The organism is Allobosea sp. 10N428 (assembly GCF_056394545.1).
In genome coordinates this window covers 452,707-477,239 of the sequence record NZ_JBFTIC010000002.1, presented here as the reverse complement: position 1 = coordinate 477,239, position 24,533 = coordinate 452,707, and the positions used below count along the sequence as shown (strand labels likewise).

At 65.8% G+C, this 24,533-nt stretch carries 25 protein-coding genes; 11 read left to right on the top strand and 14 right to left on the bottom strand.

Annotation, left to right across the window (positions count from 1 at the left end):
• Window positions 1-17: 17 nt before the first annotated feature.
• Window positions 18-917 carry a LysR family transcriptional regulator gene (locus AC1DDA_RS08670; RefSeq protein WP_476795456.1) on the bottom strand — a complete coding sequence of 300 codons (900 nt, stop codon included), beginning with the start codon at window positions 915-917 and terminating at the stop codon, window positions 18-20.
• Window positions 918-1,523: 606 nt separating this feature from the next.
• Here AC1DDA_RS08670 and AC1DDA_RS08665 point away from each other — a divergent pair.
• The 8 genes from AC1DDA_RS08665 to AC1DDA_RS08630 all read left to right on the top strand — a co-directional run bounded on the left by AC1DDA_RS08665 (window position 1,524) and on the right by AC1DDA_RS08630 (window position 7,625).
• Entirely contained in the window at window positions 1,524-2,273 is a 750-nt protein-coding gene (locus AC1DDA_RS08665; protein WP_476795455.1) for a FadR/GntR family transcriptional regulator, read from the top strand.
• A gap of 40 nt (window positions 2,274-2,313) precedes the next feature.
• Window positions 2,314-3,207 (top strand): NAD(P)-dependent oxidoreductase, encoded by an 894-nt coding sequence (locus AC1DDA_RS08660; RefSeq protein ID WP_476795454.1) that lies wholly within the window; start codon window positions 2,314-2,316, stop codon window positions 3,205-3,207.
• An 8-nt stretch (window positions 3,208-3,215) separates the two neighbouring features.
• Entirely contained in the window at window positions 3,216-3,899 is a 684-nt protein-coding gene (locus AC1DDA_RS08655) for an amino acid ABC transporter permease (RefSeq protein ID WP_476795453.1), read from the top strand.
• Window positions 3,900-3,908: 9 nt separating this feature from the next.
• Window positions 3,909-4,577: an amino acid ABC transporter permease gene (locus tag AC1DDA_RS08650; protein ID WP_476795452.1), complete on the top strand. Its 669-nt coding sequence runs from the start codon at window positions 3,909-3,911 to the stop codon at window positions 4,575-4,577.
• Window positions 4,578-4,592: 15 nt separating this feature from the next.
• Window positions 4,593-5,363: an amino acid ABC transporter ATP-binding protein gene (locus AC1DDA_RS08645; protein WP_476795451.1), complete on the top strand. Its 771-nt coding sequence runs from the start codon at window positions 4,593-4,595 to the stop codon at window positions 5,361-5,363.
• A 26-nt stretch (window positions 5,364-5,389) separates the two neighbouring features.
• A complete protein-coding gene (locus AC1DDA_RS08640) occupies window positions 5,390-6,178 on the top strand; it encodes a transporter substrate-binding domain-containing protein (protein WP_441512570.1) in 789 nt (262 codons plus the stop codon).
• Between the two features lie 62 nt (window positions 6,179-6,240).
• On the top strand, window positions 6,241-6,687 hold the full coding sequence (rpiB, locus tag AC1DDA_RS08635) for a ribose 5-phosphate isomerase B (RefSeq protein WP_441512569.1): 447 nt from the start codon (window positions 6,241-6,243) through the stop codon (window positions 6,685-6,687).
• Window positions 6,688-6,704: 17 nt separating this feature from the next.
• Window positions 6,705-7,625, top strand: a complete 921-nt coding sequence (locus AC1DDA_RS08630; RefSeq protein ID WP_476795450.1) for a ribokinase — start codon at window positions 6,705-6,707, stop codon at window positions 7,623-7,625.
• Window positions 7,626-7,766: 141 nt separating this feature from the next.
• Here AC1DDA_RS08630 and chrA read toward each other — a convergent pair whose 3' ends face one another.
• Together chrA and AC1DDA_RS08620 are read right to left on the bottom strand one after the other, a co-directional pair.
• On the bottom strand, window positions 7,767-9,182 hold the full coding sequence (chrA, locus tag AC1DDA_RS08625; RefSeq protein WP_476795449.1) for a chromate efflux transporter: 1,416 nt from the start codon (window positions 9,180-9,182) through the stop codon (window positions 7,767-7,769).
• 15 nt (window positions 9,183-9,197) lie between these two features.
• On the bottom strand, window positions 9,198-10,184 hold the full coding sequence (locus tag AC1DDA_RS08620) for a chromate resistance protein ChrB domain-containing protein (protein WP_476795448.1): 987 nt from the start codon (window positions 10,182-10,184) through the stop codon (window positions 9,198-9,200).
• 99 nt (window positions 10,185-10,283) lie between these two features.
• On the opposite strand from AC1DDA_RS08620, the gene AC1DDA_RS08615 reads away from it, so the two are divergent.
• Both AC1DDA_RS08615 and AC1DDA_RS08610 read left to right on the top strand, forming a co-directional pair.
• Window positions 10,284-11,255: a Fe-Mn family superoxide dismutase gene (locus AC1DDA_RS08615; protein WP_476795447.1), complete on the top strand. Its 972-nt coding sequence runs from the start codon at window positions 10,284-10,286 to the stop codon at window positions 11,253-11,255.
• Window positions 11,252-11,722, top strand: a complete 471-nt coding sequence (locus AC1DDA_RS08610) for a chromate resistance protein ChrB domain-containing protein (protein WP_476795446.1) — start codon at window positions 11,252-11,254, stop codon at window positions 11,720-11,722. The genes AC1DDA_RS08615 and AC1DDA_RS08610 overlap by 4 nt, the downstream gene beginning before the upstream one ends.
• A 125-nt stretch (window positions 11,723-11,847) precedes the next feature.
• Here AC1DDA_RS08610 and AC1DDA_RS08605 read toward each other — a convergent pair whose 3' ends face one another.
• The 5 genes from AC1DDA_RS08605 to AC1DDA_RS08585 form a co-directional block, all read right to left on the bottom strand.
• Window positions 11,848-12,621 carry an amino acid ABC transporter ATP-binding protein gene (locus AC1DDA_RS08605; RefSeq protein WP_476795445.1) on the bottom strand — a complete coding sequence of 258 codons (774 nt, stop codon included), beginning with the start codon at window positions 12,619-12,621 and terminating at the stop codon, window positions 11,848-11,850.
• Window positions 12,621-13,274, bottom strand: a complete 654-nt coding sequence (locus tag AC1DDA_RS08600; protein WP_476795444.1) for an amino acid ABC transporter permease — start codon at window positions 13,272-13,274, stop codon at window positions 12,621-12,623. The genes AC1DDA_RS08605 and AC1DDA_RS08600 overlap by 1 nt, the downstream gene beginning before the upstream one ends.
• A 7-nt stretch (window positions 13,275-13,281) precedes the next feature.
• Window positions 13,282-13,941: an amino acid ABC transporter permease gene (locus AC1DDA_RS08595; protein ID WP_476795443.1), complete on the bottom strand. Its 660-nt coding sequence runs from the start codon at window positions 13,939-13,941 to the stop codon at window positions 13,282-13,284.
• An 18-nt stretch (window positions 13,942-13,959) separates the two neighbouring features.
• On the bottom strand, window positions 13,960-14,805 hold the full coding sequence (locus tag AC1DDA_RS08590) for a transporter substrate-binding domain-containing protein (protein WP_476795442.1): 846 nt from the start codon (window positions 14,803-14,805) through the stop codon (window positions 13,960-13,962).
• Between the two features lie 442 nt (window positions 14,806-15,247).
• Window positions 15,248-16,039, bottom strand: a complete 792-nt coding sequence (locus AC1DDA_RS08585; RefSeq protein ID WP_476795441.1) for an IclR family transcriptional regulator — start codon at window positions 16,037-16,039, stop codon at window positions 15,248-15,250.
• Window positions 16,040-16,170: 131 nt separating this feature from the next.
• Here AC1DDA_RS08585 and AC1DDA_RS08580 point away from each other — a divergent pair, with 131 nt between their 5' ends.
• Window positions 16,171-17,496, top strand: a complete 1,326-nt coding sequence (locus AC1DDA_RS08580) for an aspartate aminotransferase family protein (RefSeq protein WP_476795440.1) — start codon at window positions 16,171-16,173, stop codon at window positions 17,494-17,496.
• A gap of 99 nt (window positions 17,497-17,595) precedes the next feature.
• Here AC1DDA_RS08580 and AC1DDA_RS08575 read toward each other — a convergent pair whose 3' ends face one another.
• From AC1DDA_RS08575 to AC1DDA_RS08550, 6 genes are all read right to left on the bottom strand, one after another.
• Window positions 17,596-18,324, bottom strand: coding sequence for an SDR family oxidoreductase (locus AC1DDA_RS08575; protein ID WP_476795439.1), 729 nt, complete (start codon window positions 18,322-18,324; stop codon window positions 17,596-17,598).
• Window positions 18,321-19,976 (bottom strand): FGGY-family carbohydrate kinase, encoded by a 1,656-nt coding sequence (locus AC1DDA_RS08570; protein WP_476795438.1) that lies wholly within the window; start codon window positions 19,974-19,976, stop codon window positions 18,321-18,323. The genes AC1DDA_RS08575 and AC1DDA_RS08570 overlap by 4 nt, the downstream gene beginning before the upstream one ends.
• Window position 19,977: 1 nt before the next feature.
• The gene (locus tag AC1DDA_RS08565; protein ID WP_476795437.1) at window positions 19,978-21,417 is read right to left on the bottom strand and encodes an FAD-dependent oxidoreductase; all 1,440 of its coding nucleotides are present in this window, start codon (window positions 21,415-21,417) and stop codon (window positions 19,978-19,980) included.
• A 75-nt stretch (window positions 21,418-21,492) separates the two neighbouring features.
• Window positions 21,493-22,788, bottom strand: coding sequence for an ABC transporter substrate-binding protein (locus tag AC1DDA_RS08560; protein ID WP_476795436.1), 1,296 nt, complete (start codon window positions 22,786-22,788; stop codon window positions 21,493-21,495).
• 24 nt (window positions 22,789-22,812) lie between these two features.
• Window positions 22,813-23,646, bottom strand: coding sequence for a carbohydrate ABC transporter permease (locus AC1DDA_RS08555; RefSeq protein WP_476795435.1), 834 nt, complete (start codon window positions 23,644-23,646; stop codon window positions 22,813-22,815).
• Window positions 23,636-24,511 carry a carbohydrate ABC transporter permease gene (locus tag AC1DDA_RS08550; protein ID WP_476795434.1) on the bottom strand — a complete coding sequence of 292 codons (876 nt, stop codon included), beginning with the start codon at window positions 24,509-24,511 and terminating at the stop codon, window positions 23,636-23,638. Before AC1DDA_RS08550 ends, AC1DDA_RS08555 begins: the two co-directional genes overlap by 11 nt.
• Window positions 24,512-24,533 lie beyond the last annotated feature (22 nt).

Below are 24,533 nucleotides of genomic sequence, written 5' to 3'. Positions count from 1 at the left end.
CCGCGTTGGCGCGGTCGTCAGGCGGCCTCGGGACTGAACCGTCCTGATGGCTGCTCGAACGCGTCGCCAGCGCAGCGGAAGAACTCGGCGATCATCGGAGCGCGCCGGCGCTCTTCGAGGCAGACGACGTATTCGTTGATCGCGATGCACGGGTCGCGCAGCGGCAGGAAATGCAGCCGCGTGTCGAAGCCGAATTCGAGATCGGCGATCGCGCCCATGCCGAAGCCGGCGGCGACCGTTTCGCGCACGCCGTCTCGCGTCGACACCTCGATGATGTCGCCGAGCGTGACGCCGCAGGCAGCCAGATTCTGCTCGAAGACCTCGCGCGTGCGCGAGCCACGCTCGCGCAGCACGAAGGGGAGGTCCTGCAGATCCCGGATGGAAACCGATTCCCGCTGAGCCCAGGAATGGCTCTTCGGCAGGAACACCCCGAGCTTCATCGTAGCCAGCGGCCGAACATGGAAGCGGCTATCCGTCGGCATCTGCCCGGTGACGCCGACATCGGCGCGGTATTGCGTGATCTGCTCGATCACGCCGTCGGAGTTGTGGAGCTGAATCGAGAAGACAAGCTTGGGCCGGCGCCGGCGTAGGGCGCCCAGGATCGGCAGCAAGTGGACGGTGCCGTCCGAGGCCAGACGCAGGCGTCCGCCGTCGGCCTTGCGGCTCTTGAGCATCCGCCCGGCCTCCGTGAAGGCCGAAAACAGGCGAGAGGTGACTTCATAGAGCGCCTCGCCATCGGCCGTCAGCGTGGCGCCGCGCGGCCCGCGCTCGAACAATACGACGCCGGAGATCGCCTCCAGCTGCCGCACCTGACCGGACAAGGTCGATTGGCTGACCGCCATCTCCCGCGCGGCCTGTGAATAGCCGCCCGCCGTCGCGACGAAGTGGAATGCGCGAAGCTGAGTGACCGATGCCATGGCTTTCAACGTGCCGGAAGGGGCCAGGGGGGCTCCAGGCGCGCGATCGCGGCTTCCGGAAACAAAAGCGATGCGCGCGGACGTCCTATCGACGCGATGCTGCATGAATGTGACGCATATTCCAGAAATCTAAAGAATAAAATGGAATAATCGATGGGCCGAAGTATAATTTGCTGGCAAATCTAAAAGCAGATTTCCGGTTCGTGGTATCGTTATTTTCGCGCCGGCACTGCCGTTATCGGCTTTGTTCGTACGACACATGCATCGCGGAGGGCGTCAGCAGCAGCGGCTTGACCTGAGGTGTCGGCCGCCCTTGGTCATGGCTATCGGCCTAAGAAGGGGGGCATCGGCATCCTCGCGTCCGGTTCAAACGCCGATGCGCGGGTACTCTCGGGCCGGCGTTGTCCCCGATTGCGCGGCGGGGAGAAGCGCGGCCAGCGGATCAGCGCCGACGCTGTTCTTGGTTCGATGCCGGCACCATGTCTCTACGGCACCGCCCGCGAGCCTCTCCCAGGCATGATCTCCGGTTCGTTTGCACCCCCAATTGACCTTTCTTTCTGGTCATCGTACTGGTCTTACCAGAACAGAAGAAGAATGGTTTCAGGGATGGATGCTCAAGATGCCGACAGCGCGTCGGGGTTCGAGCGGGTCTTCGCCTATCTGCGGGAGCGGCTGCTCGACGGCACGCTGAAGCAGGGCGAACGGCTCATGGCCGAACGCGAACTGGCCACGCAGCTCGGCGTCAGCCGGCCGATCGTGCGCGAGGCGCTGCGCGCGCTGCACATGCTCGGCATCGTCGAGATCCGCGAGCGCGTCGGCACGATCGTGAAGCGGCCGGATGCCTCGATGCTGAAGGACTTCTTCACGCTGGCGTTGGCCCAGCAGGCTGACCTCATCGACGACGTGATGGAGGCACGCATCGCGATCGAGTGCCAAGCCGTGCGCCTGGCCTGCGAGCGCGCCACCATCGCGGATTTCGAGCGACTGCAGCGCGCGCTGGTCCGGATCGGCGAGACGATCGACGATGCCGATGYGGGCGGCGCTGCCGATTTCGAGTTCCATCGCGCCATCGTGCTGGCGTCGCGGTCGCCGACGCTCGCCGTGCTCCATGAATCCATGTCGACGCTGCTGGCGCGCTCGCATCGCAGCCGCCGCGAGCTCGTCCAGCAGTTCAGCTCGATGAAGAGCTACCTGATCGACGATCACAAGCGCGCCTTCGACACCATCGTCGGGCGCGATCCCGATCGTGCCGAGGTGACGCTGCGGCGCCATTTCGCGATCGGCGACGAATACCGGCGCCGTGCCGTGACCGGCGAGGGCGACAGGCCGGAGACGCTGAGCGCGCAGGGAGCCTGAAGGCTCCGCATTCACCAGAAAGATGCCGAGAGAACAGAGCATGGCAGGGAACGAAAAAGGCAGCGTCGGCTTCATCGGCCTCGGCACGATGGGGCGCGAGATGGCGCGCAACCTTATGAAGGCGGGGCACCCGGTGACCGTTTTCGACATCATCGGCGATGCGGTCGCCGTGTTGGTGGCGGAGGGCGCGAAGCCGGCGAAGAGCCCGGCGGATGCGGCAGCCGCCGCCGATATCGCGATTACCATGCTTCCCGACACGCCCCAGGTCGAGGACGTCATCTATGGCGAAGGGGGGCTCCTGGCTTCGCCGCCGCGCGGGCGCCTGATCGTCGATATGAGCACGATATCGCCGGTGGCTGTCCGCCGAATGCATGCCGATCTCAAGGCTGCCGGCACCGATTTCATCGACGCGCCGGTTTCGGGCGGTCCACTCGGCGCCAAGAACGCGTCGCTCACCATCATGGCCGGCGGCGAGGCGGCAGCCTTTACCAGGGCCGAGCCGTTTTTCCGGGGCATGGGCACGACCATCACCCATGTCGGCGCCCCCGGCGCCGGCCAGGCGGTCAAGCTCTGCAACCAGTTGATCTGCGGCATCAACATCCAGGCGGTCTGCGAGGCGCTCGCGCTCGGCCGGGCCTCCGGCGTCGATCTCGAGCAGATGCGCACCGTGCTGCTCGGCGGCTCGGCCGCGTCCTGGATGCTTGACAAGCTCGGCCCCGCGATGATCGCGGGCGATGCCGGGGCGGGCTTCCGCATCGACTTGATGCTGAAGGATCTGCGCCTCGTGCAGGAGCAGGCCCAGGCGCTTTCCGTGCCGCTGCCGGGCACCGCGCTCGTGACCAGCCAGTACATCGAGGCGCGCGCCCATGGCGAAGGCGGCAACGGCAACCAGGCGCTGTTCCGCGTCTATGACCGCATGACGAACCGGGCCTGACGGCGGCGATGGGTCTCGACCTCGACTTCTCCGTCGTTCTGGAGCGCTGGCCGCTCTTCCTCGACGGTGCGGTGATGACGCTGCAGCTCGCCTTCATGGCGATCCTGATCGGYGGCGCGATTGGCACGTTCTGCGCCATCGGCCGCGGCAGCAGCAACCGCTTCATCGCCGGGCTCTGCGCGGGTTATGTCGAGACGATCCGCAACACGCCGCTGCTGGTCCAGATCTTCCTGGTCTATTTCGGCCTTGCCAGCATCGGCTTCAAATTCTCGGCCTTCTCGGTCGCGGCAGCCGCGCTCGCCATCAATGTCGGCGCCTATACCGCCGAGATCATGCGGGCCGGCTTCGAGGCGATCCCACCCGGCCAGATCGAGGCAGCCGAAGGCCTCGCCCTCTCGCGCGTCCAGATCTACTGGCACGTCATCCTGCTGCCGGCGATCGAGAAGGTCTATCCGTCGCTGACCAGCCAGTTCGTGCTGCTGATGCTGGCTTCCTCGGTCACTTCCCAGATCTCGGCGGAGGAGCTGACCGCGGTCGCCAACTACGTGCAGTCCGACACCTATCGCGCCTTCGAGACCTATATCCTCGTGGCGCTCGGCTACATCGCGCTCTCGCTTGTCCTGCGCGCCGCCTTCTGGGCGCTGGGGCTCGTGCTCTTCCCGCGCCGCCGGCGCCTCGGCACGTCGCTCTAGAGGTCGATGATGGGCGGCTCCCTCAACGCGAACCATCTCCTCTTCCTCGGCCAGGGCGCGCTCTGGACGATCGGGCTGTCGGCGATCGCGCTGATCGGCGGCGGCCTCGTCGGCTTCCTCATAGCGCTCGCCCGCGTTTCGCCAAGCAAGGCCGTTCGCCTGCTCAGCGGCGCCTATGTGCAGCTCATCCAGGGCACGCCGCTGCTGGTGATCATGTTCCTCGGCTATTTCGGGCTTTCGGCGCTCGGCTTCCGGATCACGCCGCTCTGGGCTGCCGGCGCCTCGCTGACCATCTATGTCGGCGCCTATTTCGGCGAGATCTGGCGCGGCTGTATCCAGGCGGTGCCGCGCCCGCAATGGGAGGCGGCCGAGGGGTTGGGCCTGAGCCGCACCCAGCGGATGCTCAAGGTCATCCTGCCCCAGGCCATGCGGATCGCGACGCCGCCGACCGTCGGCTTCATGGTGCAGATCATCAAGAACACCTCGCTGGCCTCGGTCGTCGGCTTCGTCGAGCTCGCCCGCTCCGGCCAGATCATCAACAACTCATTGTTCGAGCCCTTCCTGATCTACGCGATCATCGCCCTGATCTACTTCGCGCTCTGCTTCCCGATCTCGCTCCTCAGCCGGCGTCTCGAACGCCGCATGGGCGTCGGCCGCGCGAAGCTGATGCCGGCCTGACGAGATTTGAAAGCCATGAGCCAGGAACGACTTCTCATCGCCGAACGCATCATCGTCGATCGCCCCATCGTCGCGCTCGACAAGGTCCATAAGAGCTTCGGCGCGCTCAAGGTACTGGACGGGGTTAGCTTCACCGTCGAACGGGGCGAAGTGCTGGTTCTGATCGGCCGCTCCGGCTCCGGCAAGAGCACGGCGCTGCGCTGCATCGACCGCTTCGAGAAGATCGATTCAGGCGAGATCCGCGTCTGCGACCACCGCGTCGACGCGGCCGATATCGACCTCAGGGCGCTGAGGCAGGATGTCGGCATCGTCTTCCAGAGCTACAACCTGTTTCCGCATCTCACCATCGAGCAGAACATCACGCTCGCGCCGGTTTCGGTGAAGGGCATGAAGAAGGCCGAGGCGCGCCAGCTCGCCAAGGCGATGCTGGCGAAGGTGGGCTTGTCCGAAAAGCTCGACGCCTATCCTGAGCAGCTTTCCGGCGGACAACAGCAGCGCGCGGCGATCGCCCGCTCGCTCGCCATGCAGCCCAAGGTGATGCTGTTCGACGAGGTCACCTCCGCGCTCGATCCGGAGCTGACCGGCGAGGTGCTCAAGGTCATCGAGCAGCTCGCCGCGGACGGCATGACCATGGTCATGGTCACCCATGAGATGGGGTTCGCACGGGGCATCGCCGATCAGGTGGTGTTCATGCACGCGGGCAGGGTTCACGAGGCCGGAAGTGCCTCGATCCTGTCGGCACCGGCCACGCCGGAACTCGCCCAGTTCGTCGGAACCGGGCTCTAACGACCAAAAGGGAAGGAAAACCAAGGATGAAACGCTTTCTCACGATTGCCTTGCTCTGCACGACGGCGCTCGCCTGTGCCGGCCAGGCCGCGCGCGCCGACATGCTCGACGACGTCATGAAGGCAGGCAAGATCCGCATTGCGACTGACCTCGCGATCCCGCCATCCGGCATGATCGACGGCGCCATGAAGCCGACGGGCTCGGATGTCGAGACCGCCGAGCTGCTCGCCAAGGATTGGGGCCTGCAGCTCGAATTCGTGCAGACGACCGGTGCGACCCGCATCCCCAACGTCCAGACCAACAAGGCCGACATCATCATCTCGACGCTGTCTGTGACGCCCGAGCGAGCCAAGGTCATCGACTTCTCCAAACCCTATGCGGCCTTGCAGTCGGTGGTGGGCTGCCTGAAGTCGCTCGAGGTGAAGAGCTGGGACGATCTGAAGGGCAAGACGATCGCTGTCTCGCGCGGCACGACGCAGGACACGACGCTGACCAACATGAAGGAGCGCGACCTCAAGCTCGCCCGCTTCGAGGACGATGCGACGATGGTCACAGCCGCCATCTCCGGCCAGGCCGACTGTGTCGCCACCTCGGCGACGATCGTCTCGCAGATCGGCGTCAAGGCGCCGGCGCGGCCCTTCGAGCCCAAGGTCTCGATCACCAATTTCGATCTCGCCATCGGCGTGAAGAAGGGCGAGCCGAAGCTTCTGGAGAAGCTCGACGCCTGGGTCGAGCAGAACCTCAAGAACGGCAAGCTCAACGCGATCTACAAGAAGTTCCACGGCACCGAACTGCCCGCGAACATGCGCGGCTGATCCATTCCTCGCCGGCGTCCGACAAGGGCGCCGGCGCTTCGCTCCAACCAACAGGACATCTCATGCGTCTCGTTATCGGCTCCGACCATGCCGGCTGGTCCCTCAAGCAGCACGTCATCGACCACATCAAATCGCTGGGCCATGAGGTCGTCGATGTCGGCTCCCATGACGACAAGCCGGTCGATTTCCCCGATATCGCCCGCGAGGTCGCCCGCAAGGTCACGTCCGGCGAGGCGCAGCGCGGCATCATGGTCTGCGGCACCGGCGTCGGCGCCTCGATCGCCGCCAACAAGATGAAAGGCATCCGGGCGGCGGTCTGCCACGACATCCATTCCGCGCATCAGAGCGTCGAGCATGACGACGTCAACGTCATGTGCATCGGTGCGAAGATCGTTGGTCCCTGGCTCGCCAGCGACCTGATTTCGTCCTATCTCTCCGCCGAGTTCTCGACCGACGAGGATTTCCGCCGTCGGGTCGAGAAGCTGCACCAGATGGATGCCGAAGGCTGAAACGAGGGTAGGGCCCGATGATCCTGGTCTTCGGATCGATCAATGTCGATTTGGTCGCGCGGGTCGCGACCATTCCGGGACCCGGCAAGACGGTGCTCGCGCCATCCTATGAACGCCATTTCGGCGGCAAGGGCGCCAATCAGGCCGTGGCCGCCGCGCGCCTCGCGGCGCCGGGCCGAGTCGCCATGGCGGCCTGCGTCGGTGATGACGGCTTTGGCCGGGAATCGATCGACAACCTCGCTCGCAACGGCGTCGCCGTCGATCTGGTCCGCATCGGTGCGAACCCGACCGGCTGTGCCTTCATCACGGTCGATGCGCGCGCAGAAAACGCGATCACCGTTGCCAGCGGCGCCAATCTCGAACCGGGTGCGGACGATGTGCCGGAGGCGCTGCTAGGCGCCGATACGCTGCTCGTGCTCCAGATGGAGGTTCCCTTCGCGCAGTCGCTGGCGCTTGCGCGGCGCGTCCGGAAATCGGGCGGGCGCGTCATCTGGAACTGCGCGCCGGTGCCGGACGGCTTCCCGGCGGCCGATGCGGGGGCGCTCCTTGCCGCGAGCGATGTCCTGATCGTCAACGAACACGAGGCCGCCGATATCGCCGCCGCCCTCGGACATCCGGGCGGCGAGATCGCAGGCCTGATCGCGGGCACCGCGACGCGCTGCATCGTCACGGCCGGTGCCAAAGGAGCCTATGGCCATACGCCGGAAGGCGAGAGGCTGCATGCAGCCGCCCCGCGCATCGAGCCGGTCGACACGACCGGCGCCGGCGATACCTTCGTCGGCGCGGTCGCGGCTGCTCTCGATGAAGGCCTGGATCTGCAGCGGACGCTCGACATTGGCTGCAGTGCCGCTGCCCTCTCCTGTCTTGCGCGGGGAGCGCAAGCGGGCATGCCCTTGCGCAGCGCGCTCCGATGGGCTGGCCCGGACCGCCGTCAATGAATCGTCCAGCCGCTGCGACTGGGGCTGGTCGCGGAAGAGGTCGGATTTGCGCTTGAGCCTCGCCCCGACGACCGGACGTCTTTCTGGCATTCCCCGGATGCCGTCCGGCGGGTTCGATCGGGTCAGCGGGCAATATCGCGATCAAGCGAGACCGTGCAACATTCCGTAGAGAAGCCCAGCAAGCGAACACGCGGCGATGACCTTGATCATCCCCACCTTGAAGCGGAACACCGCGATTATCGCGGCCAGCGTCAGCACCAGCGAGGCGAGGTTGACCGTGCTCAGCACGGGCACGTCGAGCTGCATGCCATAGATGCGGATTTGCCGGACCTCGGCGAACAGGACATGCAACGAGAACCAGATCGACAGGTTCAGGATCACGCCGACGATGGCGGCCGTGATCGCCCCGAGAGCGGCGGAAAGAGCCCTGTTGTTGCGCATCGTCTCCATGAACGGAGCGCCCAGGAAGATCCAGAGGAAGCAGGGAACGAAGGTTACCCAGGTCGTCAGCAAGCCGCCGAGCGTGCCGGCCAGCAGCGGGGTCAGCGATCCCGGCGCGCGATAGGCGCCCATGAAGCCGACGAATTGCGTGACCATGATCAGCGGACCGGGCGTGGTCTCGGCCATGCCGAGGCCGTCCAGCATTTCGCCCGGCTTCAGCCAGCCATAGTGCTCGACCGCCTGCTGGGCGACATAGGACAGGACCGAATAGGCGCCGCCGAAGGTCACCATCGCCATCTTCGAAAAGAAGATGGAAATCTCGGTGAACACGTCGCCTCGGCCGAGCGTCGCCAGCAAGGCGATGACCGGAGCGAACCAGAGGAAGAAGCCGATGGCGGCGACCTTCAGCGACCAGTTCAGCGGCGGCCTGGCATGCGCCGGAATGCCTTCGCCAAGCGCTGAATCGATGTCGGCGACCTGCTTGCCCCCGGCCTTGCCATGGCCGCCTCCCACCTGGAAGGCGGGCCAGCCGGCGCGGCCGCCGATATAGCCGATCAAGCCGGCCACCAGAATGACGAGCGGGAAGGGCGCCTGGAACAGCGCCAGCGCGAGGAAGGCGGCTGCGGCGAGGCCGATCATCACCCCGTTTCTGAGGGAGCGCCGACCGATCCGCAGCACGGCTTCGAGCACGATCGCCAGGACCGCCGCCTTCAAACCGAAGAACAGGGCCTGCACGCTCCCGACATTGCCGAAGATGGCGTAGATCCAGCTCAGCGCCATGATGGCGATGAGACCGGGAAGCACGAACAGGGTTCCGGCGACGAGGCCGCCCTTCGTCTTGTGCATCAGCCAGCCGATGTAGACGGCCAGCTGCTGCGCCTCGGGGCCAGGCAGGAGCGTGCAGTAATTCAGCGCATGCAGGAAACGCGTCTCACCGATCCAGCGCTTCTCCTCCACGATAATGCGGTGCATCACCGCAATCTGCCCGGCCGGGCCGCCGAAGCTGAGCGCCGCGACCCGCGCCCAGACGCGCAACGCCTCGCCGAACGAAATCCCGTGATCAGGTGCTGTGCTCGGTGCGGAAGGCGCAGCGTCGAGGGTCTCGATCTTGCTCATGGTGTTCCCCGGCCGTCAGCCGCGCTTCGACCTGAAGTACTGGTAGAGGTTGTCGAAGACAGCTGCGCCTTGCGCAATGCGTTCTTCGTCCTGAGGGTTGGCGGCGCAAACGCCCGAAATCAAGCTCGCAATGCCTGCCGTTTCCTCGCGCCCGAACTTGCCGTCCTTCAGATCGGTGTCGTGGACGATCTCGGCAATGGCCTGAAGCGCAGGATCGGAGAGCCCCATGCGTGTCAGCATAACCTCGAAGCTGCAGTGATCGCCTTCATGGGTGATCTCGCCCTCGAACATGTCGAAGCGCAGCTCTCCGGGATCGGGCTCGTATCCCTTGCCTGGGACGAAGCGGATGACAGCATTGGGGTCGATGAAGCGGCGGATCAGCCAGCTACAGGCGATGCGATCGACATGCACGCCCTTGCGTGTCAACCAGACGCGTCCCTTGAAGTCCGCCGCGGTCTGCGGCGGCGTTTCCGGTGATGTGTCGGTCATGGCGCTATCCTTTGCGAGCCTGCGCTCCAGCTCCGCGATCAGGCTTTCAGCCGCGAGACGGCCCGTGGCCGCGAAGAAATCGATGGCCGCGATATCCGCCAATCGTTTGCGCAGGCGGTTGATCTGCGTACGGACCTCGGCGGCCCCTTCCGGGGGGGGCGCCTCCTCGAGACGGCCTGACAGGGAACGCGCCTCCTTGGAGATCACCTCGTAGTCTTCATCGCGAGCGGCATCGAAGAGCGCACGCGCCTGGGCATCGGACAGGCCGTCGATGAGGCGCGCTTCGCAGATCATGGCCTCGCCGCCGCCTTCGATAATCTCCTTCAGCAGCCACTCGAAATCCTCCTGCGTCTCGACATTCGCCGGCAGGGCATAGACCGTGCTCTTCACCGCGACGGCGCCGATGCCCTGCAGTCGGCGCCAGATTTTCACCCGGAAATAGGCCGGCTTGCTCGGCAACTGATGGATCAACAGAAGCCAGCGCTGTTCAGCCAAGATTGTATCACGATTCATGTCGTGACCGTATCATTACAAGTTTAAAAAGCAACATTTGTATCATTTTCAATTCGGGCGTAGCGTCCACTTCCGTCGCGTATCCCGAAAGAGCGTGCCATGCATCGGATCATGCCCTTACCCTTCAAGCCTCCGCGCCTTGACGGTCTCTCCGAGCGGCTTCTGGCGAGCCATTACGAGAACAATTACGGAGGTGCCGTACGACGCCTCAACGCCATCGAGCGCCGCCTCGACGAGCTCGACTGGGGCCACGCTCCGGTCTTCGACATCAACGGTCTCAAGCGGGAAGAGCTTATCGCCGCCAATTCGGCGATCCTGCATGAGATCTATTTCGACGGGCTCGGCGGCAGCGGCGATGCCGCGGGCGACCTCGCCCTCGCGCTGGAGCGGGAATTCGGCAGCGTCGCCGGCTGGCGCTCGAAATTCTCGGCCTGCGCGAAGGCTCAAGGAGGCGGCTCGGGCTGGACTCTGCTGGTCTGGTCGGAACGCCACGAACGCCTGATGATCCAATGGGGGCAGGATCACACGAACTGCCTCGCCGGCAGCATCCCGATCATGGCGCTCGATATGTACGAGCACGCCTATCACATCGATTTCGGAGCGAAAGCCGGCGCCTATGTCGATGCCTTCATGAAGAACATCCACTGGGAGCGGGTTGGCGCCCGCTTCCGGAGAGGCGCCGTGAACGGCCGCATGATCGGCGTGACGGCACCAGCTGTTCCCGGAGACAGCATTGCCGCAGAGGACCTGCTGGCTCGCTTGCAGGGTCAGGACGATCTCGTCCTGCTGGATGTCTGCCTCGCGGATGACCTGGCGAAGCGCGGCGACATGATCCCGGGAGCGCAACTGCGCGCGCCCGAACAGATCGCCGATTGGGCCGGGGAATTGCCGAAGGGTAAGCCGATCGTCGCCTACTGCGTCTACGGCTTCCAGGTCAGTGGCGACGCCGTCGCCGAACTTCGCCGTCGCGGCCTCGATGCTTACGCGCTCGCGGGCGGTATCGCCGCCTGGCACGCCATCGGCGCCCCAACCGTTCCGCTCACCACCGCTGAAGGGAGGCCTACGCCATGAAATGGGTCACACGCGAACGCCCCGTCATCGATCGGATCGCCTGTCCCTGGCTGATCACGCGGTTCATCGACAAGGAACCCGAATTCCTGTTCGTGCCGCCGGACCAGGTTCGGAAGGTGGCCGAGGAAACCGGAGCCATCCCCTATGACGTGCCCGGCGTCGAATACACGCATGTCGGCGAGGGATGCAGCTTCGACGCCTTCGTGGAGAAGCACGATCTCGCCAAGGATGCGGCCATCGCCACGGTGGCAGCCATCGTCCGCGGAGCCGATACCGACAGGCACGATCTCACGCCGCAATCGGCCGGGCTGCTGGCGATCTCGATGGGGCTGCGCGATTTGTCTCCGGACGATCATGAGGTCCTGAGGCGCGGCTTCATCATCTACGACGCGCTTTATGCCTGGGCATCCCGCCGGAAGGGTGAAACCCATAGCTGGCCACCGGCGGCGGACGCTGCTGCGGCCTGAGGTCGTCCATCCGGCATCGGAGAGCCCGTGCCATGCATTATGGCGGAACCAGCGCTCTGGTGGCCGCTGTCACCTGCCAGCGCTTCTACCCGCGCGCGTTTTCCTGTCAGCTCCCTTGCCGACCGCTAGCTCCGGGTATTGCGCAGAAACGCCGCAAGCCGGGTGCTCTTCGGAGCGCCGAAGATCTGCGCGGGCGGGCCGTCCTCGACGATGCGCCCCTGTTCCATGAAGACGACGCGGTTCGAGACGTCCCGGGCGAAGCGCATCTCGTGCGTGACGATCAGCAGCGTCGCGCCGTCCTCCGCGATGCTCTTCACCGTGTTCAGGACCTCCTGGACCAGTTCGGGGTCGAGCGCCGAGGTCACCTCGTCGAGCAGTACGAGCTTGGGGTTCATCGCCAATGCCCGCGCGATCGCGACGCGCTGCTGCTGGCCGCCGGAGAGCTGACTGGGGAAATGGTCCGCCCGCGCGGCGAGGCCGACCCGTGACAGCCACTTCTCCGCGATGGCTCGCGCTTCCGTCTTCGGCAGCCTCAGCACCTTGCGCAGGCCGAGCATCACGTTGCCGGCCGCGGTGAGATGCGGAAACAGGTTGAAGCTCTGGAAGACCATGCCGGTCATCGCACGCTGGCGCGAAAGCTCGCGGTCCCCGAGCCGGTGGCGCCGCCCCCCGGCGGAGCGGTAGCCGATCGTCTCGCCATCGAGAATGATGTCGCCGCCCTGATACTCCTCGAGCAGGTTCACGCAGCGCAGCAGCGTCGTCTTGCCCGAGCCGCTGGAGCCGATGATCGAGACCACCTCGCCCTGGTGGAGGTCGAGATCGACGCCCTTCAGGACTTCGTGCGGCCCGAAATGCTTGGTCAGGCCACTGATCGCAAGGAGAGGCTGTTTCTTGTCCATCAGTGCTGCCCGACCCGCCGTTCGATGGCCTTGCCCAGTTGATCCAGCACGATGTTGATCGCCAGATAGAGGATGCCGGCGAAGACATAGAACTGGATGGTCATGAAGTTGCGGCCGATGATCTCCTGCGTCTTGAGCAGGAGTTCGCCGACGCCGATCATCGAGAGCAGGCTCGAGCCCTTGATCAGCTCGACGCCGGTATTGATCCACGGCGGAAGCGCGCTGCGCGCCGCCTGCGGCAGGAGCACATAGGCGAGGAGCTGCGGGAAGGTGAGGCCGATGCTGCGCCCTGCCTCGGCCTGGCCCGGCGGGATCGCCTGCAGGGAGCCGCGCAGCAATTCGCCGATATGGGCGCCCGCGAAAAGCGACAGCGCGAGGATGCCCGCCTGCGTCGGGCCCAGGCTCAGGCCCGCGACGGAAGGGACGTAGAAGGCGGCGAGGATCAGGACGAGCACCGGCGTGCCGCGCATGATGTCGACATAGAGCCGGAACGGCAGCTTCAGCCACCAGGGTGCGTAGGAAAGCTGGATGCCGACGAGGCCGCCGAGCAGCGTGCCGAACAGGATCGAGGCGGCGGCGATCGCGACGGTGAGGACGAAGCCGTCGCAGAGCGCGAAGCGGGCGATCCAGAGCTGGTCGAGGAAAGCTTGCATCGGCGGCTCAGAACTTCGGGAAGCGTCGTTCGAGGCCACGCAGCAGCATGGCGATGACCACGCAGGCGGTGATGTAGAGCCCGCTCGCCACCGTCCAGGTTTCGATGACGCGGAACGTGTCGACGTTGATCTTGCGGGCCTCGAAGGTGAGTTCCGGCACGGCGATGGCGGCGGCGATGGACGAGTCCTTAAACATGCCGATGAAGGTGTTGCCGAGCGAGGGCAGGGCGTTGCGCAGCATGATCGGCGCAACCACCGAGGTATTGGTCTGAAGCCGCGTCAGACCGATCGAGCGGGCCGCCTCGATCACACCTTTCGGCACCGAGACCAGTCCGGCGCGGAACACCTCGGTGAGATAGGCGCCGGAGTAGAGGGCGAGCGCGCCGGCGAAGCTCTGGTATTTGTCGAGCGTGATGCCGGCCTGGGGCAGGGCGAAGTAGGCGAGCAGCACCAGCACGAGCAGCGGCAGGTTGCGGATCAGCGCGACATAGAGGGCCGACAGACTGCGCAGCGCCCGATAGGGCGCAACGCTGGCGAAAGCCGATAGGAGGCCGAGCACGGTGCCGATCGCCACGGCGACGACGGCAAGCGCCAGCCCGATGGCGAGCCCCGACAGAAGCTTGTCGAAGCTCGCCCAGACGGCGCCGAAATGCAGCGAGTAATCCACGAGGAGCGATCAGGCAGCTCAGCGGAATTCCTGCGGGAAGCCAATCTTAGGCTCCGGCGGCGTCTCGCCGAACCAGCGCTCATAGGCGGCCTTGTAGATCGGGAAGGTCGTGCCGGTCATCGACTCGCGCAGCGCCACATTGACGAAGTTGAGCCAGTCCGGATCGCCCTGCTTGACGATGCAGGAATAGGTCTGCGGGTTCCAGCTGTAGCCGGAATCCACATAGCGGCCGGGGTTCTGCTTCATGTAAAAGCGCAGCGACGAGGAGTCGGTGGCGGCAGCCTGGGAGCGGCCCGAGTTCAGCGCCTGATACATCAGGTCGACGCTCTCGAACTGGTCGACCTTGGCCTCAGGCAGCGCATCCCGGACCATCTTCTCCGCGAAGACGTTCTGCAGCACCGAGACCGTGACCTTGGAGCCCGCCGCCTTCAGCGCCGCAAAATCGGCGAAGGGACCGCCGGCGACCAGCATCAGGCTGACGCCCTCGCGGTAATAGGGCACGGTGAAGGCGACCTGCTGGGCACGGGCGGCCGTCACGGTCACGAACTGGCAGGCGATATCGACTTTTCCGGTGACGATGTTCGGGATGCGGGCGTCCGACGCCTGGTTGACGAACTCGATCTTGTTGGGATCGTCGAACAGCCCCTGCGCGATGATCTTGGAAATCTCGATATCGAAGCCGACGAGCTCGCCCTTCTCGTTGCGGAAATGCCAGGGCGGATTGGTGCTGCCGGTGCCGACGACGAGCTTGCCGCGGCTCAGCACTTCCTTAAGCTTGCCCTGGGCCGAAGCATCGGTCGCGGGCAAGAGGGCGCAGGCGACCACGCCAAGCCCGGCGGCGATCTTGATCAGATTCTGAAACATGGCTTCCCCTCCGCTTGTTGCTGAGAACCGTTCGGTTGCCCGGCGCGACGGCAAGCAGACGACGCGCCATCACCTCAAGCAAGATGCGCTTGTTTCGCGAGAGGGAACAGGCCGTTCGCCGCTGCGCTTCTACGTGGCGCAACTGGCAGCCCTATCATCGAGACAGCTCGCCAGCGTGGATCGGAAAGACCGGCTTGCGCAAAGGCGCGTAGGACACTCCGCGATCTTGCTGGTGCAGGGGCCGGGCGTCGCGACTGTGAAACTGCCCTTGTCGGCCTTGTCATCGGGCTTCGGGGAAATAGCTGCCGACGACATTCGCGACCCGGATCATCGGGTTCTTCCGCTCGATCCGCGCGCTCGTCGCCTATATGCTGATCAACCTTCGGGTCGACATGCTCTAAGCCTGGATCGATCCGCGCATCGAATACCGATAAGCGCGGTCTCAGCGTGCCCCGGCCTTGGGGGGAGAGCCAAGCTGGGCCGAGATGCCGGCTGCAACCTCGCGCAGCCGCATGCCGGCCTTGGCCGCCAGAGAATGCGGCATGCGCATCAGCGGCGCCGAGATCGACAACGCCGCGACCGGATAGCCCTCCTCGTCAAGGATCGGCACGCCAACGCACATCGCACCATCCTCGTTCTCGCCCATTTCGGTGGCGTAGCCGCTGCGCGCGACCTGCCTCAACTGGCGCTCGATCTCCTCGCGCGCCAGCAGCGTGCGGCCAGTGCGCTCGGTCAGCGGCAGGTCGAGCTGGCGCTGCCGCTCACCCTCCGGCAGGAAGGCGAGGATCGCCTTGCCGAGCGCGGTCGAGTGCATCGGGTGGCTGTCGCCGATGCGCGCCTGCATCCTGAGCGAGCGATTGGCCTCGATCAGGTCGATATAGACGATCGTGCCGTTGCCCTTCACGGCGAGGTTCACAGTCTCGTTGAACTCGTGCATCAGCTCGATCATGGCGGGCCGGGCGAGTTCGCGGACCTTGCTGACGCTGGCATCGGCGCGGGCGATGGCGCGCAGCTGCGGGCCGAGATTGTAGCGGTCGGTCGCGCGGTTGTGGTCGAGGAAGCCGGCTGCCGTCAACGTCTGCAGATAGCGGAAGGTCGTCGTCTTCGGAATCCGCAGCTCCTTGCTGACGGCGGTGAGCGCCATCTCATAGCCGTGACGGGCAACCAGCTCCAGCACCTTCAGCGCCTTCATCACCGGCTGCACGACGTAGGGATTGTCGGCTTTCTTGGTCATGGCGGCTGTGTTCCCGGGAGGACAAGGCCGCATAGCGGCTGCAAGTGAATTCCGCAAGGCGAAACCACCGTTCCTTTACACGGTAAAGCCGGTCTGGTGAGGTCGAGGCCATGACAGCGGAGGCGACGCACGTGGCAGACGATGGCACCCGGCAGGGGGGAACGCTGCGCTTCGAGGAATCGGCCCGGCAGATCGCCGAGAATGCGCGTTTCATCGCGGGCGGTGTGAACAGCAATTTCCGCTTGGGTATGGCGCCCGGGCCGCTCGTCTTCGAGCGCGGCGAGGGCCCCTATCTCATCGACTCCGACGGCAACCGGATCATCGACTACTACTGCGGCATGGGCGCGACCGTGCTCGGCCACTCGCCGAAGCCGGTGATCGAGGCGGCCCAGCGGCAGGCGGAGAAGGGCATCCTGTTCGCAGGGCAGGCGCCGATCGAATATGAGGCCGCGAAGCTGATCTGCGAGCGCATTCCGTCGGCCGAGCGGCTGCGCTTCGGCTCGTCTGGCTCGGAAGTGGCGCAGGCAGCGATCCGGCTGGCGCGCGCTGCCACGGGCAAGCGCATCATCGTCAAATTCGAGGGGCATTATCATGGCTGGTTCGACAACATCCTGTGGTCGACCGCGCCGGGGCTGAATGCAGCCGGGCCGGAAGAGGCACCAACGCCGGTGATCGGCAGCAGGGGGCAGGACCCGGAAGCGGGCGAGGGGCTCTCGATCCTGGGCTGGAACGACCTCGCCGCGCTGGAAAAGCGGCTCGCCAAGGGCGATGTCGCGGCGGTGTTGATGGAGCCGGCGATGTGCAACCAGGGCGCCATCGCGCCGGCGCCGGGTTATCTGGAGGGCGCGCTTTCAGCCTGCCGCAAGCATGGCGCTATCCTGATCTTCGACGAGGTGATCACGGGGTTCCGGCTGGGCCGGGGCGGGGCGCAGGAGCGTTTCGGCGTGACGCCGGACCTCACCATCATGGCGAAGGCGATCGCCAACGGCTTCCCGGTTGCGGCCGTCGCGGGCCGTGCCGACCTGCTCGACCTCTTCGCCGATGGCGTGCTCCACGGTGGCACCTTCAACGCACAGCCGATCGCCATGGCGGCGATGGTCGCGACACAGCAGGCGCTGACGCCCGAGCACTACGAGCGCAGCTCCGCCCATGGCCAGCGCCTGCAGGATGGCATCCGCACGATCCTGGCGGAAGAGGGCATCAAAGCGCAGGTCGCTGGCTTCCCACTGGTGTTCCACGTCGCTTTCGGGCTGGATGCCCCGGCGCGGAACTACCGGGACGTCGCACGCTCCGACAAGGCGGCCTATGGCCGCTTCGCTCATGCGCTGCTCAAGCGCGGCGTGCGCGTGCTGGAGCGCGGTGCCTGGTTCGTGTCGTCGGAGCACGACGACGAGATCGTCGAGCGGACTTTGGACGCGGTCCGGGCTGCTGCGCGCGAAGTCGTCCAGTATCAGTGAGCCTGATACTGGCGAGTTGCTGGCCGGTGGCGCGCTTGTTCGACGCGTCCTGCGCTGCGCGGCCCCGAGGGGGTGGAGCGCGCAGATCTTGGCATTCCCTTAGAGATCAGTGCTCTGGGGAAGAATGACGAGGTCGCGGATCGTGACGTTGCGCGGCCGCGTCAGCATGAAATGCACGGCTTCGGCCACCTCCTCGGCTTCGATCAACCCGCCGCGAGCGCGCTCGGCGTCGAGCTTTTCCTGTGGCCAGTCAGCGATCAGCGCCGTCACCACCGGGCCAGGCAGCACCGCGCCGACGCGCAGGCCGTGCGGGATGACCTGGCGGCGTAGGGTGTGGACGAAGGCCTGCACCGCATGTTTCGAGGCCGTATAGACCGGCTCCCACACCACCGGCACGACCCCTGCCACCGAGCTGGTGACGAGGATGTCGCCGGTCTTGCGCGCGATCATGTGCGGCAGCACGGCATGGATGCTGCGGAAGACCGCATTGACGTTGAGGTTCAGCATGCGGTCCCAGGCATCGGGATCGCCCTCGCTGACGGGGCCGCCGACATAGGCGCCGGCATTGGCATGGAAGATGTCGAGCGGGCCGGCCTTGTCGAGGATACCAGGCAGCATGCTGGCGACGGAGGCGGGATCGCTGAGGTCGACGACGAGCGGGATCGCCGCCGAGCCGAGGGGCTCGCAAACCTGCGCGAGAGCCTTGCTGTCGCGATCGACGAGGACGACGCGGGCACCGGCGGCGAGCAGCCGTTTCGCGCAGGCAAGGCCGATTCCCGAGGCTGCGCCGGTGATTGCGGCGACTTGTCCGGTCAGTTCCTGGGTCACGACGGGGTCTCCGATAAGGCTTGAGTCCGGGCGGGCGAGATGAGCTCGCGAGCCTGGCGCGCGGCCCCTTGCAGCGTTTCGAATGCAGTGAAGCGTCGATCGTGAATCCGTGCGATCTCACCGCGGGCCGGCATGAAGACGGTGGCGGCGCGCGCCATTCCGGTCATGGCCATAGCCAGGTCGGGAAACACCCCGGCAGCGGTTGCGGCAAGCATGGCCGAGCCGAGCAGGACGGGGTCGACATCATCAGGCACCAGCACCGGCAGCCCGGCGCAATCAGCCAGGAGCTGCCGGATCAGGGGTTGGCGGCCGGCGCCGCCGCTGAGCACGATGGCCTCGACGACGGCGCCCTTGGCCCGGCTGGCCTCGACGATCTGGCGCAGGCCGTAGCCGATGCCGGAGAGCCCGGCGATATAGAGGGCGGCGAGATGATCGAGGTCGTGCTCCATGCCGAGCCCGGCGATCAGCGCTCGCGCATGGGGATCGGCATGGGGCGAGCGGTTGCCGAGGAAATCCGGCACGACGACGATGCCCTGGGCGAGACGTGCGGCCTCCGAGGGATTGGCGACATGCTGCGCGACGCGGGCGGCGAGCCAATCGGGGAGCGAGACGCCCTGCATCTCGGCCCAGTGCCGTGCCTCGGGCGTCGCGGGATGGAAGTCGATGAGCTGCTCGATGGCGGCGCCTGCGCCGGATTGGCCACCCTCGCTCAGCCAAAGGCCCGGCGCCATCGCCGAGAAATACGGCCCCCAGATGCCGGGGATGAAGATCGGCTCGCGGCTGCTGGCCATGGTGCAGGCAGAAGTGCCGAAGACATAGGCCATGCGCGTCAGCGCCGTACCATGCGGCGAGCGCACACCGACCGAACCGACACCACCGGCATGGGCGTCGATCAAACCGGTCGCGACGGCAGTGCCGGCGTTCAGGCCGAGTTCGGCGGCGGCATGTTCGGTGAGCCCGTTGCCGAGTGCCGTGCCGCCCGGAACGATCTCGGTGCCGATCCGCTTGAATTCATCATCCGGGAGGTCACTGAGGCCGATCTGGCGGAAATAGCCGGCATCCCATCGCTCCTCATGGGCGAGATAGGTCCATTTGCAGGTCACGGTACAGGTCGAGCGCGAGAGCGAGCCGCTCGCGCGCCAGGTCAGGAAATCGGCGAGGTCGAAGAACTGCCAGGCCGCATCATAGGTCGCCGGCAGGTTCTCCTTGAGCCAGAGCAGCTTCGGCGTCTCCATCTCCGGCGAGATCGTGCCGCCGACGTAGGCGAGGACCGGATGCTTGGTCGTGTTGATGCGCTCGGCCTGCTCGATGGCGCGGTGGTCCATCCAGACGATGATGTCGCGGCTCGCGTCGCCATGCGGCCCGACGGGGAGGGGCTTGCCGCCCGGCCCCAGCACGACCAGCGAGCAGGTCGCATCGAAGCCGATGCCGGCGATCGCGTTGGGACTAAGCCCGGTTTGGCCCATAGCCTCGCGCACACTGGCGCAGACGGCCTGCCAGATATCCGCGCTCGACTGCTCGGCGATATCAGGCCCGTCCCGGTAGAGCGCAATGTCGCGCTTGGCCGTCGCGACCATGCGCCCGTCCCGGTCGAAGATGCCGGCCCGGGCACTGCCGGTGCCAACATCGATGCCGATGAAATGCCCGGTCATGTCAGGCGGCGGCGCAGTTCGGGGGCCCGGCGCGGGTGCCGTCGGGATTGCGCAGATAGACCCCGCGCTCGAGCTGCTGGCGGCGCAGTTCCCCGACATCGATATCGGCCGGCGGCCGGTTGCCGCGCACCGAAATCTTGGCGGCGCGGCCGGCGGCCTCGCCCATCGCCATGCAGGTCGCCATGACGCGGATCGCGCCCATCGCCTCATGCGTCGCCGAGATGCTGCGCCCCGCCACCAGCAGGTTGCCGATCTTCTGCGGCACCAGCGAGCGATAGGGAATGTCGTAGCAGTCGCCGCACCAGATCAGCGTGCAGCCGTCATCGGATGGGCGGTGGATGTCGATCGGGTAGCTGGCGACCGCGATGGCGTCGTCGAAATGCGTGCAGGCGAGCACATCCTCCTGCGTCATCACGTATTGGCCGAGGATGCGGCGCGTTTCGCGAATGCCGAGGAAGGGCGCCGTCTTGGTGAAATAGGCCTTCTCGAAGCCCGGCACGTAGTTCACGAGATAGGTGACGATGTCGTCGATCTGGGCGCGGCCCTCGATCTCGCCCTTGGTCAAGCTGCGGGCGTCGGTGCCATCAGTGCCCTTGACGCGGGTCATGTTTATCCAGACCTCGCCCTTCTTCAGGCCGGTGATGATGATCGTGCGCTCGTTCGGGATCTTCAGGCCGCGCTCGGCCTTGGCCTTGGCCATCAGCTCGCGCATGCCGACGACGATGAACTGGTGGTTCTGGCCGAAATATTCCGCCGGGATGAAATCGGTGAGATAGGTGCGCGCTGCTGGTGGCGCATTGGCGATCGAGAGCCTGAGCGCATCGGTGTCGACCCCGGCGAGGCAGAACATCAGCGTCGGCGGCTGCATGCCGCCTTCAGCATTGCCCTTCTCGGTCGGCACCCCGGCGCTGTAGGCAACGTCGGCGTCGCCGCTGCAGTCGATCACGACCTTGGCGAGGATCGCGGTACGGCCGCTCTTGCTCTCAGCGATGACGCCGCGGATCGTGTCGTTCTCGACCAGCGCCCCGGCGAAGAAGGTGTAGAAGAGGACATCGACGCCGGCTTCCGTCAGCATTTCCAGCGCGACGGTCTTCACCGCCTCGGGCTCGACCAGCGTGATGCCCATATGGAGCGGGCAGGGCCTGTGCTCGCTGGCGCCCTGACGCTTCCGGCGCAGGCGCTCGATGAATTTCTGCGGCAGCCCATCGATGATCTGGTTGCCCTTCTGGCCGAGGAAACCGAGCACCGGCAGGCCGATCGTCATGTTGCCGCCGACGAAGCTGCGGCTTTCGATCAGCCCGACGCGCAGGCCGTCCTCGGCCGCCGCCAGTGCAGCGGTGATTCCAGATGGGCCGCCGCCGACGACGAGCACGTCGTACTCGGCCGAGACGGGGATGGAGCGGGCCGGCTCCTCGATGAAGCGGGGCGATGCGGTCGACATGACGATATGTCCTTCAGAGTTCGACGATATGCGATGCGCCTGCGGGGCGCCTTGCCCCGCAGGTCGGAAGATCGATCAGGCCGGCATCATCGGCTTGACGCGCTCGATGATGGCGGAGACCGCATCCTTGACCGGCTTGCGGCCGAGCACGGCGAGCTGGACCTCCTCGAGGAAGGTCGCCTGGGCGCGGGCCGCTTCCGGGAAGGGCGGGAAGGCGCCGCGCGCCGTCGCCAGCACCTTCGCCTCGATTGCGGCGAGCGCGTTGCCGGCCTTCAGCTTCTCGTCGGCATAGGTCGAGACCCGCACAGGGCCGTTGCCGTTGAGCGCCATGCCGAGCGTCACGCGCTTGCTGGAGACTTCCCTGATGAAGCTCCAGGCCAGAGCCTTGTCCTTGGCGTTCTTCGGGATCGACATCGCCCAGGCCTCGACCACGGAAGCCATTGGCATCTTGCCCTGGATCGCGGCGGAGCCGGGGAAGGGGACGGCCTTGATCTTGCCGGGGAATTTGCTCTGCTCGGCATTGTTGAGCTGCGCGCCACGGGCGAAGGGCAGCACGGTGAAGGCGGCGCGGCCCTGCTGGAGCCATGTGACCTGATCGTCGTTCTTGGTCGTGGCATAGCTGCGCGGCAGGCTGCCGGCTTCGAACATACCACGCAGTGCCGCCAATCCCTGCTCCAGCGCCTCGCGGTTCGGCACCAGCTTGAGGTCGGGGCTGATGAAGTCGCCTCCATAGGCGCGGGCGAACATCACCGGGAAGACGGCGAGGTCGCTCGCCAGCACCATGCCGGTGACAGGCGTGCCGGCCTTGGAGGTGAAACTCGTCTTCTTCCCCTGCTCGATCAGCTCTTCCAAAGTCGTTGGCGGGGCGGAAATGCCGGCCTCCTCCAGCAGCGCCTCGTTGTAGAACAGGCCTTGCGTCGCATGGCGGACGGGGATGCCGATCAGCTTGCCGTCGACCGTCATGCCCTGGACGAGGCCGGGCGCGATGTCGCCGAAATCCTCGATGGCGTCCTGTTTCTGATAGGCGTCGAGTGGCTCGAACAGCGCGGCGATCTGCGGGGTCGGTCGGTTGTCGATGAGATAGCCGACACCGTACTCGGTCTCCTTCAGGCTGGCCTCGCGGAAGAGCCGGTCCTGCAAAGGATTGGAGTCGAAGGTCGTGAAGGCGGTCTCGGCCTCGTTGGCCTTGCGCCAGCCCGCCATCAGGTCGCCGTCGCCGCTGCCGAGCACGGTCTGGTGGACCTTGTGGCTGAGCACGTTCAGCGTCTTGCCGACGGCGAATGCCGGGGCGATTGCGAGCGCAGCGGCGGCACCTGCTGTGCTGGCGACGAAGGCACGGCGTGTGAGCTTGGTTTCAGGCTTGTTCGACATTTTTTCCTCCCTCTTTTTGGTTGGCTATCCCTTCGTCGAACCGGCTGTGAGTCCGGCCACGAGGTAGCGGTTCATGAAGACGACGAAGATGAGGACGGGCACGAGCTGCACCGTCGCGGCCGCGAAGAGGATCCCCCAGTCGACCCCATCGATGGAGCCGATCATCTCTGAGATCACGAGCGGGGCGGTCTTGGCCTTCGTCGCCGTGAAGATGAAGGCGAAGAGGAATTCGTTCCACGAGAACACGATGACGAAGACCGCGACCGCGAGCACGCCCGGCATCGCCAGCGGCATGATGACCTGGCGCAGGATGGTCATGCGGCTGGCGCCATCGATGGAAGCCGCCTCGTCCAGCTCGCGCGGGATCTGGTCCATGAATGTGCGCATCAGCACCGTGCCGAGCGAGACGAAGAAGGTCGCGTAGAGCAGGATCAACACGAGATGAGTGTCGCTGAGCCCGAGCCAGTTCACGATCGGGAAGAGCGGCAGCGTCACTACGATCGGCGGGATCAGTCTGACGATGATCAGGCCGCCCATGCTGGCGTTGAGCCAGCGGCCGGAATTCCGCGAATAAACATAGCCGGCGCAGGCGCTGGCGGCGATGGCGAGCAGCGTCGCGCCGACCGTGATCAGCAGGCTGTTGAGCAGCCCCTCGAAGAACACGCCCCACGAACGCCAGAGCTCGACGTAGTGCTTGAATGTCGGCGTGAACAGCCATTTTGGCGGCACGGCGAAGATGTCCTGCCCCGGCTTCAGCGACGACAGGGCGATGAACAGGATCGGGAACAGCGACCAGAACAGGATCGCGGCGACGGCGAGCGCCTTGCCGCCACCGATGAGGAGACGCTCAGTGCGCATGAGCCACGCCTCCGCGCTTGAGCAGGAAGACGTAGGCGCCGGCGAGCAGGAGCGAGATCACGACCATGATCCAGGCGGTCGCCGCGGCCGAGCCGAAGGCGTTGAAGCTGAAGGCCTCCTGATAAAGGTAGATCGCGACCACCTCGGTCGAGCGCGCCGGGCCGCCCTTGGTCAGCAGCCAGGCCTCCGAGAACAGGCGGAAGGCGAAGATGTAGCGGAAAAGCAGGGCGATCAGCATGGCAGGGCCGAGCAGCGGCAGCGTCACGCGGCGAAAGGCTTGCCAGCGCGTCGCGCCGTCGATCCTGGCGGCTTCGTAGAGCTCGGCGGGGATGGCGAGGCGCGCCGCATAGACGATGACGAAAGTGAAGGGCAGGTGCAGCCAGATCGTCAGCAGGCCGATCAGGATCATCGCGTGCGAGGGCTCGAAGGACCAATCGAGCGTCGGCAGGCTAAGTGCCCGGAGAGCGAGCGTGACCGGCCCGGCGTCGGGATCGAACAGGAAGCGCCACATCACCACCGCGGTGACCTCGCTGACGGCATAGGGCGCGAGCACGGCGACAAGCAGGAAGCGCCGAAAGGGCAGGCCGCTGGCGAAGAGCAGGGCCATGCCGAGGCCGATAGCGAGTTCCAGGTGTACGGCCACGACGACGAGGACGACCGTATTGAACAACGCGCTGTGGAAGGCGGGATCGGTGAGGACGCGCCAGTAGTTCTGCAGACCGACGAAGCTCGGCGCCTGGCCGAAGCTCGAGGTGTTCAGGCTCAACCAGACGACATAGAGCGACGGCAGCACGATCACGCTCAGGATGAGCAGATGCACCGGCGCAAGCAGCGGCAATATCCGTGCCGTTCTCTGTAGTTGCACGCATTTCCTCCAAAACTTTTTT

Bases quoted from the DNA above. Each gene is read 5' to 3' on its own strand.
- AC1DDA_RS08555 (WP_476795435.1), bottom strand. From the start codon at position 23,646: ATGCGCACTGAGCGTCTCCTCATCGGTGGCGGCAAGGCGCTCGCCGTC.
- AC1DDA_RS08615 (WP_476795447.1), top strand. From the start codon at position 10,284: ATGCATCGGATCATGCCCTTACCCTTCAAGCCTCCGCGCCTTGACGGT.
- AC1DDA_RS08590 (WP_476795442.1), bottom strand. From the start codon at position 14,805: ATGTTTCAGAATCTGATCAAGATCGCCGCCGGGCTTGGCGTGGTCGCC.
- AC1DDA_RS08650 (WP_476795452.1), top strand. From the start codon at position 3,909: ATGGGCGGCTCCCTCAACGCGAACCATCTCCTCTTCCTCGGCCAGGGC.
- AC1DDA_RS08660 (WP_476795454.1), top strand. From the start codon at position 2,314: ATGGCAGGGAACGAAAAAGGCAGCGTCGGCTTCATCGGCCTCGGCACG.
- AC1DDA_RS08630 (WP_476795450.1), top strand. From the start codon at position 6,705: ATGATCCTGGTCTTCGGATCGATCAATGTCGATTTGGTCGCGCGGGTC.
- AC1DDA_RS08565 (WP_476795437.1), bottom strand. From the start codon at position 21,417: ATGTCGACCGCATCGCCCCGCTTCATCGAGGAGCCGGCCCGCTCCATC.
- AC1DDA_RS08620 (WP_476795448.1), bottom strand. From the start codon at position 10,184: ATGAATCGTGATACAATCTTGGCTGAACAGCGCTGGCTTCTGTTGATC.
- AC1DDA_RS08570 (WP_476795438.1), bottom strand. From the start codon at position 19,976: ATGACCGGGCATTTCATCGGCATCGATGTTGGCACCGGCAGTGCCCGG.
- AC1DDA_RS08600 (WP_476795444.1), bottom strand. From the start codon at position 13,274: ATGCAAGCTTTCCTCGACCAGCTCTGGATCGCCCGCTTCGCGCTCTGC.
- AC1DDA_RS08640 (WP_441512570.1), top strand. From the start codon at position 5,390: ATGAAACGCTTTCTCACGATTGCCTTGCTCTGCACGACGGCGCTCGCC.
- AC1DDA_RS08645 (WP_476795451.1), top strand. From the start codon at position 4,593: ATGAGCCAGGAACGACTTCTCATCGCCGAACGCATCATCGTCGATCGC.
- rpiB (WP_441512569.1), top strand. From the start codon at position 6,241: ATGCGTCTCGTTATCGGCTCCGACCATGCCGGCTGGTCCCTCAAGCAG.
- chrA (WP_476795449.1), bottom strand. From the start codon at position 9,182: ATGAGCAAGATCGAGACCCTCGACGCTGCGCCTTCCGCACCGAGCACA.
- AC1DDA_RS08670 (WP_476795456.1), bottom strand. From the start codon at position 917: ATGGCATCGGTCACTCAGCTTCGCGCATTCCACTTCGTCGCGACGGCG.
- AC1DDA_RS08610 (WP_476795446.1), top strand. From the start codon at position 11,252: ATGAAATGGGTCACACGCGAACGCCCCGTCATCGATCGGATCGCCTGT.
- AC1DDA_RS08605 (WP_476795445.1), bottom strand. From the start codon at position 12,621: ATGGACAAGAAACAGCCTCTCCTTGCGATCAGTGGCCTGACCAAGCAT.
- AC1DDA_RS08560 (WP_476795436.1), bottom strand. From the start codon at position 22,788: ATGTCGAACAAGCCTGAAACCAAGCTCACACGCCGTGCCTTCGTCGCC.
- AC1DDA_RS08585 (WP_476795441.1), bottom strand. From the start codon at position 16,039: ATGACCAAGAAAGCCGACAATCCCTACGTCGTGCAGCCGGTGATGAAG.